The sequence below is a fragment of the Dysgonomonas sp. Shenzhen-Wh21 genome (assembly GCF_043392705.1).
Taxonomy (GTDB): domain Bacteria; phylum Bacteroidota; class Bacteroidia; order Bacteroidales; family Dysgonomonadaceae; genus Dysgonomonas.
Map to the genome: position 1 here is coordinate 1 of NZ_JAIXHZ010000226.1, position 8,937 is coordinate 8,937.

Annotated in this window: 9 protein-coding genes; 4 read left to right on the forward strand and 5 right to left on the reverse strand. The window is 36.0% G+C overall.

Translation table 11 applies throughout. From position 1 onward, the window contains the following. Positions 1-80: 80 nt before the first annotated feature. From LDB17_RS14950 to LDB17_RS14960, 3 genes are read left to right on the forward strand one after another with little or no spacing between them, the layout of a single operon-like run. A complete protein-coding gene (locus LDB17_RS14950) occupies positions 81-344 on the forward strand; it encodes a DUF2089 family protein (RefSeq protein ID WP_006843507.1) in 264 nt (87 codons plus the stop codon). Continuing rightward, positions 334-954, forward strand: a complete 621-nt coding sequence (locus LDB17_RS14955) for a hypothetical protein (protein ID WP_252638712.1) — start codon at positions 334-336, stop codon at positions 952-954. The genes LDB17_RS14950 and LDB17_RS14955 overlap by 11 nt, the downstream gene beginning before the upstream one ends. A 12-nt stretch (positions 955-966) precedes the next feature. Then, entirely contained in the window at positions 967-1,929 is a 963-nt protein-coding gene (locus LDB17_RS14960) for an alpha/beta hydrolase (protein WP_252638711.1), read from the forward strand. 17 nt (positions 1,930-1,946) lie between these two features. Here the strand turns inward: LDB17_RS14960 and lpxB are convergent, their stop codons facing one another. Next, complete coding sequence (gene lpxB / locus LDB17_RS14965) at positions 1,947-3,089, reverse strand: lipid-A-disaccharide synthase (protein ID WP_252638709.1); 1,143 nt, start codon at positions 3,087-3,089, stop codon at positions 1,947-1,949. Between the two features lie 25 nt (positions 3,090-3,114). Then, complete coding sequence (gene surE, locus LDB17_RS14970; protein ID WP_006843511.1) at positions 3,115-3,888, reverse strand: 5'/3'-nucleotidase SurE; 774 nt, start codon at positions 3,886-3,888, stop codon at positions 3,115-3,117. A 519-nt stretch (positions 3,889-4,407) separates the two neighbouring features. Between surE and LDB17_RS14975 the strand changes: the two genes are divergently transcribed. Next, entirely contained in the window at positions 4,408-6,057 is a 1,650-nt protein-coding gene (locus LDB17_RS14975) for an alkaline phosphatase (protein WP_252638708.1), read from the forward strand. Positions 6,058-6,137: 80 nt separating this feature from the next. Here LDB17_RS14975 and LDB17_RS14980 read toward each other — a convergent pair whose 3' ends face one another. The 3 genes from LDB17_RS14980 to LDB17_RS14990 all read right to left on the reverse strand — a co-directional run bounded on the left by LDB17_RS14980 (position 6,138) and on the right by LDB17_RS14990 (position 8,789). After that, positions 6,138-6,761: a DUF4294 domain-containing protein gene (locus tag LDB17_RS14980; RefSeq protein ID WP_252638705.1), complete on the reverse strand. Its 624-nt coding sequence runs from the start codon at positions 6,759-6,761 to the stop codon at positions 6,138-6,140. 88 nt (positions 6,762-6,849) lie between these two features. Beyond that, complete coding sequence (locus tag LDB17_RS14985) at positions 6,850-7,878, reverse strand: glycosyltransferase family 2 protein (protein ID WP_252638703.1); 1,029 nt, start codon at positions 7,876-7,878, stop codon at positions 6,850-6,852. Then, positions 7,875-8,789: a lysophospholipid acyltransferase family protein gene (locus tag LDB17_RS14990; protein ID WP_252638702.1), complete on the reverse strand. Its 915-nt coding sequence runs from the start codon at positions 8,787-8,789 to the stop codon at positions 7,875-7,877. The genes LDB17_RS14985 and LDB17_RS14990 overlap by 4 nt, the downstream gene beginning before the upstream one ends. Positions 8,790-8,937 lie beyond the last annotated feature (148 nt).

Genomic DNA, 8,937 nt, shown 5'->3' on the forward strand with positions numbered 1-8,937 from the left:
TTTTACAAAAATAAATTTTATTAAGTATTAATTTAATATTATTAAATAAAATATTATTTTTGTAAAAAAACACAGTAAATATGTTACCATGTAATTGTCCAAGTTGTAAAACACAATTAAAAGTCAAAAGCCTTGTTTGTGAAAATTGTGCCACAGAAGTACACGGTCTCTATGCACTCCCCATACTAGCCCGTCTGTCTGTAGAAGAACAAGACTTTATTCTCAAATTTGTAAAAAATAGTGGAAGTTTAAAAGAGATGGCTAAAGATTTAAAATTGAGCTACCCTACCGTGAGAAATTTATTAGACGATATAATTGATAAACTAAAAGAATATGAAAAGTAAATCTTCTGTGGCAAGTTGGTTATTTAAGCCCTTTCAATACATTGCCGGTACAAAAGCTCTTATACTAGGACTGATTGTGATGTTATTGTTATCTGTTTTAGGGTATCTGGGAAATACTCATTTCAATGGAGTGATCGGGATGCAATATGCGCCACCAAATCAGCCTCAATATTATGCAGTGCACATAGCTTATCAGATTATCACCTTCATTTCTATGACTGTGATTTTCTATATTGCGGCTCGCATTGTGTCGAAATCTTCTGTCCGTATTATTGATATTGCAGGCACAATGTCTTTATCACAAGTACCCCATATTTTGTTTGGGCTAGTAGGCTTAATACCCGCTGTTCATTTAGATTTTGGAAACATAAATGCAGCAAATACAAATGAAATATTTTCTATACTTAAAGATAATATTGGAATATTAGTTATAGCCTCTCTACTGTCTATTGTAATATTAGCTTGGTCCATTGTACTTAAATACAATGCTTATTCCGTTTCGGGTAATACAAAAGGAGTTATTGGAGGAATTTCTTTTGCTGCAGCTCTTATTATATCCGAAATATTAGTTAAAGTACTTATTTTTATCATCATACCTTATTTACACTAAAAATAGATCGCTATGAATCGCAAAAAACTATCATTTATTTTATTATTACTCTTATCCCTAAATATATCAGCACAATTAATCGTAAGTGAAGAACCTATTATATTAAAAACAAAAACAGGCGATATATTTGGCTCATTAAAAGCTCCGATTAGTAAAACTCCTGTCCCAATAGCAATTATTATAGCAGGATCGGGACCAACAGATCGTAATGGGAATAGTCAACTTACTCAAAACGATGCATACAAAATGTTGTCTGACGAATTATTCTACAGTGGAATAGCTACACTTTGTTTTGACAAAAGAGGTATAGCTGCGAGCCAATCAGCAATGAAAGAGGAATCGGATATCCGATTTGAGAATTATATTGAAGATGTAAAAGAGTGGATAGATTTATTGTCGAACGACAAACGATTTTCTAACATAATAATTATAGGTCACAGCGAAGGTTCATTGATTGGGATGATTGCCGCAGAAAACAACCCAAAAGTCACAAAATACATTTCTATAGCAGGGATGGGTGTACCTTTTGATGTGATACTTAAAGAACAATTGGAAAAGCAACTTGCAGGACAACCGCAAGCTACAAAAGATCTGATATTCTCTTATTTGGATAAATTAAAACAAGGAGAAACTATCTCGAATGTTCCTCCGACCCTCAATGCACTATTTCGCCCAAGCGTACAGCCATATATGATATCGGTAATGAAATACAATCCTCAGGAAGAGATCGCAAAACTTACCATTCCAACCTTAATTATACAGGGAACAACAGATATACAGGTACCTATAGAACATGCAAATCTCTTGTCAGTAGCCAATCCTAAAGCACAAAAGGTTATTATAGAGAATATGAACCATGTATTGAAAGACTGTAAAAGTAGCGACATGGCAGAACAAACGCCAACGTACAGCAACAAAAGTATTCCGCTAAACAAAGAAATAGGAAAAGTTATAATAAACTTTATCAAAAATTAGAAAGCGAAATAGAGGAATTATTTTTCTCTATTCAGTTTTTTTATAATAATATCTGCAGCTCTTTGCGACGCTCCAGACTCACCCAATATTCTTATGACTTCATCATAGTCGGCTAACATCGTTTCACGATAGGTGTTGTCATTCAAAAGCTTGTTAATTTCCTCTCTAATTGTATCTACAGAGAAAAATTTGGCAAAAAGCTCTTGTACCACTACCCTATCGGCTATCAGATTTACCAACGAAATATATTTTGTATGAAGTATATTCTTGAATGCCCAATAAACCACATGAGGAATAGGCGTTTTGTAACAGACAACCTGCGGAACTTTGAATAAAGCTGTTTCTAATGTCGCCGTGCCGGATGTCACCAATGCCACATCAGCATACTGCAAAAGTCTGTAAGTTTGACCAAATACAATTTTACAAGAATTACTTCCTATATATTCTTCGTAATAATCAGGGTCTATACCGGGTGCTCCGGCTATCACAGCCTGATAACCCTTAAAGCCTTTGATGGCTTCGAGCATAGCGGGCAGATTATCTTTTATCTCTTGTTGGCGACTACCTGCAAGTAAAGCTATAATAGGTTTACTATCTAAGTTGTTTTCCGCTATAAACTTATCTTTAAAGTCATTCTTATTCTCTTCTCTAAAATTGGCTACAGCATCTACCACAGGGTTACCCACATAATCGATACGATAGTTATGCTTCTTATAGAAATCGACTTCAAAAGGAAGAATAGAAAGCATTTCGTCAACATATTTCTTAAACGATTTCACTCTATATTCTTTCCAAGCCCATACTTTTGGCGATATATAGTAATATACAGGAATGTTGGTATGCGTTTTAATATATTTGGCAACTTTCAGATTAAATCCGGGATAATCGATCAATATCAACACATCGGGCTTAAACTCCATAATCTCCTTTTGGCACATCTTCATATTACGAAGAATAGTCCTCAGATTGAGTAGTACGGGTATAAATCCCATAAAAGCCATTTCGCGATAATGCTTTACGAGTCGTCCTCCCTGAGCCAACATGAGATCGCCCCCTAGAAAGCAAAATTCAGCTTCTGCATCCTGTGCTTTGAGAGCTGCCATCAAGTTAGACCCATGCAAATCTCCCGAAGCCTCTCCTGCCACCAAAAAATATTTCATAGTGTTGAATTTTATCGATAGAAAATTAAAGAATGCCTTCCCACGACTTTATTGAGGCAATAAGATCATGATTTGTCATATCCACCTTTACGGGCACAACCGATACATACCTGTTAGCTAAAGCCCATTCATCTGTCATTTCATCACTCGGCTCATCATTCTCAAAGTTTCCTGTCAACCAATATATATCTTTATCTGCTCCATCTTTCGACTGCATAAATTCATTCACCCACTGCCCGGATGTCTGACGGCAAACACGGATTCCTTTTATATCATCTCCTTTCGGAATATTCACATTCAAACATGTTCCACTCGGTAACCCTTCTTCTAATACTTGCTTGGTAATCGTGTGAATATATTTTTTTGAATATGTAAAATCTGCATTGTGACTATGATCGAGTAACGAAAAACCAATAGATGGTATTTTAAACACCGCTCCTTCTATTGCTGCTCCCATTGTTCCCGAATAAAGGACAGCTACCGCTGCATTCGAGCCATGATTTACACCCGAAAGAACAATATCAGGTCTGCGTCCGGCCAGTTCACTTATGCCTAACTTTACACAGTCCACAGGTGTTCCTGTTGTGGCATAGACTTTAATATTCTGGCTTTCACTTATCAAATATACCCGCAATGGCTGTAGTGAAGTTATTGCACTCGACATTCCCGAACGAGGTCCATCGGGTGCTACAACTATGATTTCTCCTAAATCTTTTACGCTATCTATTAATGCTTCTATCCCTTTAGCCTGATAACCATCGTCATTCGTAATGAGTATCAGAGGCTTCTTATTCTCCATCTATTTTTATTTATCTTAAAAAAACAAAACTAAGAACTAAAAATTAAATTTCAGTTAAGAAGCAAAGATACATCAATATTTTTAGAGCGTATTTATTTCCTTTGTAAAAAGAAATCGACGAAGGGAACGGCTCCGAGCAGTCACATTTATCAACAAATAACTGTTTGTAATCTTATATTGCAGATTTATCTTATATAAGACATTATAGTGATCTGAAAGAAGTAAAAGTGACATTTAAAAAGAGCATAACAACTGTTACCTTTGTTACTTTTTAACAATATTAAATATGTAAACAAATGATGTACAACAATATACCAAATCATAAAAAGGTAACACTCAGTTACAGTAAAAAGCGTGACTTAAATGAATTATAGCCATAAAAAAACAGACTCTTCTTCTTGTTATCTACAAAAGGGTTGAAATGGCTTTAAATTATTATCCAGCGCCTTTGCGGTGCAAACATATTTTGTAACTTTGGTATACTTTTTCAATTTATTAATCATTCAAAATATTCCCAACATGAGAAAAACAAGTATGGTCTTATTGCTTCTGCTGATTTTTTCGACCGCGATATATGCCCAACAGCAGTACCGCAGGCATATCAGACCTACCAAAAATGTGATTGTGATGATACCTGACGGAACATCGATTGGTGTAGTTTCCGCCGCACGTTGGTATCAGATTTACAACAAGCTTGGAGGAAACAATTTAGCTATTGACCCTTATCTATGCGGCACCGTAAAAACATTTTCTTCAAATGCACCTATTGGAGACTCGGCTCCTACAACCTCTTGTTATATGACCGGTATGCCCCAACAAACGGGTAATGTATCGATCTATCCTGTTGCCGATCCTCAAAATGACTTAGTACCTGTAGATCCGTCAAAAGCTTACCAACCATTAGCTACAATATTGGAAGCGGCTAAACATCAACAAAACAAAGCTACAGGATTGGTTGTTACAGTGGAATTCCCGCATGCAACACCCGCAGACTGCTCTGCACACTATTATGCCAGAGGCAAATATGAATATATCGCATCACAAATGGCATATCAAAACTTAGATGTCATGTTTGGTGGTGGTAATTCTATACTTACTGACGACATTAAACAACATTTCAAGAACACGGGAACCAGACTTATTCAGGATGATTTAAAAGCTTTCCGTAACTTTAATGGAAAAGATAAAGTTTGGGCGTTATTCGGAGAAAGAGAGCTACCTTACGACATAGACAGAGACTCTACTCTAGTTCCATCACTGAATGAAATGACCCAAAAAGCACTCGACAGACTTTCTCAAAACGAAAACGGCTTTTTTCTGATGGTAGAAGGCAGTAAAGTAGACTGGTCTGCTCACGGTAATGACGCTGTAGGGTGTATCACAGAATATTTAGCATTCGACAAAGCTGTTGCCACAGTTATGGATTTTGCCCGTAAGAATGGAGAAACAACAGTAATAGTTCTTCCCGATCATGGTAATAGCGGTTTTACAATTGGTCGTAGAGACCTGAAAAGCTATGACAAAGCAACCATCGATCAACTATTCAAAAATGTATCGCAATACAAAAAAACAGGAGAAGGTTTGGAGCGTATCTTATTGAAATCAAAACCGGAAGACTTCAAAAGCATATTTAAAGAATATACGAATATAGACCTGAACGACGATGAACTAAACTTGCTTCTCAGCTCCAAAAACTACCAAGAAGCAGACTATATGAAAGTAAGCAACAGCGTGAATATGGGTTCGAGTATTATCAACATAATGAATCAACATACATATTTCGGATTCACAACGGGTGGGCATACCGGCGAAGAAGTATTTCTTGCAGCTTATCACCCTGATGGTGACCTGCCTATAGGTATGAATACGAATGTAGAAATAAACCAATATCTATCTGATGCTATAGGTCTCAAAACATCTTTGAAAAATATGACAGAAGAAGTGTTTGCTAAGCACACTGAAGTTTTTAAAGGATTAGAGTATAGCATCGATAAGTCAACAGATTTCCCTGTATTAAAAGTAAAAAAAGGAAATATGACGTTGACTATACCTGCGTTCAAATCGGTAGTTTATCTCAACAATCAGCCAATCTCGTTGAGTACAGTGACTGTATACATAGACAAGAACGACACATTCTATGTACCTAAAAGCTTAATCAATAAGCTATAAGAGATAGCCACCTCTATAAATAAAACAGCGACAAACCTTTTTGGACTTGTCGCTGTTTTGTTATAATCTAATGCATTTATTTATCTATATCCATGATAATTAATGGAATAATAATAGTCTAATGTACCTTGCTCCAACTGAGTAACGATGGCTTCTATTTCGGCATCTCTACCTTCAGGATCATATTCTGTTTTCAGGCTATTGCCAAACAATCCGGCAAAAGCATTATATACACCGGCCTTGAAGCTACCAACCAAGGCTTTTACAATATTATATGACGAGGTATTACATTGACGATCGATAAGCTTCACTAACACCTTACCCTGATTCTTGGTCATTTTCTTCATCTTGGGTTTGTATTCTTCCATCATATATTTCTGCACATCGTTCATATACTTATCTCTCGCTTTATCATTGGGCAAGGATTGCATATATTCATAAGTCTCAACAATAGCAGCTGTAATCATTTTTGCATAAGGGTATGCAATGCGGACATCCCTTACCAGCTTTGAGTATTCCTGCTTTTGTTTATTGTTCTTAAATTTCAACGGAGCATATATATAAACCGGCTTGAGGTTCATAATCGCAATCGTATCCCCATGATAAATAACTGCCATATCTATATACGTATCTTGCTTCTCCTGTGCCTTAAGAGCCACAGAAACTAATAATAACAAGACAAAAGAAAATACAATCTTTTTCATTTGGTTACGCAGTATAAATACAGTCCAAATATACAAGAAAAAAGAAAATTCAGATAAGAAAAATCAAACTTAATTGCAGTTGAAGAGCTTAACGTCCAAACTTCAAACTTGAGAATATCTTTATTCCTCTCAGATAATAAGCAGCAAGAATACTTTTTTGGTAGATAGTTGCAGGGTATTCAACAATCATTTTTTCGAGGTTTTCGTGTCTTGCAGTCCGATACATCTTCCTATTGTTATAAAAGTCCTTATGAGCTCTAACAACCTCTTTTGCATTAGCATACTTTCCTGTGAGAGCAAATTGGAACGCTGCTATATAATCCAATATCAGACGAATAGTCATTACTCTCTTTAAGTGTTCCTGAGGCAGATTTTTATAAAGCATTATAAGGTTATTCCTGAAATTGAGGAATGTTTTTCTGGGATTTTCCTTTCTCAATGTGGCGGCTCCCACATGATACACAACCGAAGATGGCAAACAAACAATACGCCTACCTCTTGAGTTCAATCTCCAACAAAGATCAATCTCTTCCATGTGTGCAAAAAAGGATGAGTCGAACCCTCCTACTTCAAAGAAGTCTACAGAACGTATAATAAGACAAGCTCCCGTAGCCCATAAGATATCTATCGGCGTATCATACTGATGATGATCTTCTTCTATTTTCTGAAAAATACGTCCCCTGCAAAATGGATAGCCATACTTGTCTAAGAATCCACCGGAAGCTCCGGCATATTCAAAGCTAGCTTTGTTTCTTTGAGCCAATATCTTCGGCTGAACGGCAGCGACGTCTGCATTTTCATCCAAATAAGATATAGTCGTCTTTAACCAGTTTTCGGTTACTTCAACATCAGAATTGAGAATAACAAAATATTCGGCATTTACTTCTTTCAATGCAATATTATATCCTCCTGCAAAACCATAATTTTCAGGCAATCTTATTAATGATATTTGAGGATATGCTGTCTCTAAGAAAGATAAAGAATCATCTGTGGAACCATTATCAGCCACAACAATTTCGACATCAGGAAAAGATGAATACCGTACAACTGTAGGAAGAAACTCTTCTAGTAACTTTTTCCCGTTCCAGTTAAGAATAACAATTGCTATTTTTTTCATTTGTGTTGTGCTAGTTCCACTTCCTTCCGAGTCATTTTCCATCGCTTGTGAGTCCATAGCCAATAAGCGGGATTACGCAGAATGGTTTTTTCCATCTCTCGTATGTAAGTTTCTGTTATATAGAATTCCGGTTCGGTCTGGGGCTTATCTGAAATCAATTTTACTGTTGCTTTATAATGTCCTCTTTTCACCTTTTCCATATCAAGATAAACAACCACAAACCCGGTTTGCTTTGCAATACGTTCAACCCCTGTAAAAACTGCAGATTCTTGATTCATAAAAGTAGACCAATAATGGATGTTATGAAAAGACGGCGTCTGATCGGCCATGAAGCCTATTAATATTTGCTGCTTTGCCTTACGTAGCTTTACAATAACACGCAAAGTTTCATTCTTAGCTATTCCCAAAGAACCAAACCGGCTACGTATCTTGAGAAACAAATCATCGACAGCTTTATTTTTCAAAGGCCTATAGATTTGTCCTAAAAGCTTATTTTGATCCTCTTTATTGCGAAACGACATCGTGATTGACGGAACCCATTCCCAATTTCCATAATGCCCTAAGAACATTAACGCAGAATTCCCATCTTTCATCAAATCTTTCACTATATCCATATTTTCAAAAACCATTCGCTTTTGCATCTCTTCGTCTGAGATATGCAATAGTTTTAGTGTTTCTACAAAGTAATCGCAAAAATGATGGTAAAATTCTTTCTCGATAGCGAGCAACTCTTTATCCGTTTTTTCGGGAAAGCTATTTTTAAGATTAATGCGTACGACTTTCAACCTGTAACGAATAACCTTATATACTAGAAAATAGAGAAAATCAGATAAAATATATAATGCTCTGAATGGTAACAGCGCATGCAAATACATCCAGATATACAATATATAATATAGTATCTTATTCATCTTCAGATCTCGGTAAGAGCTGTTTTTACGGAATTAAAATCACCCAAAGTTATCATTTTTATTTCATTCGCTTTATGTGCATGATACTGAGTTTCTACCTTTATATAATTTTCAGTAAAACCATACATTACGCTATCATGCTGAGTAT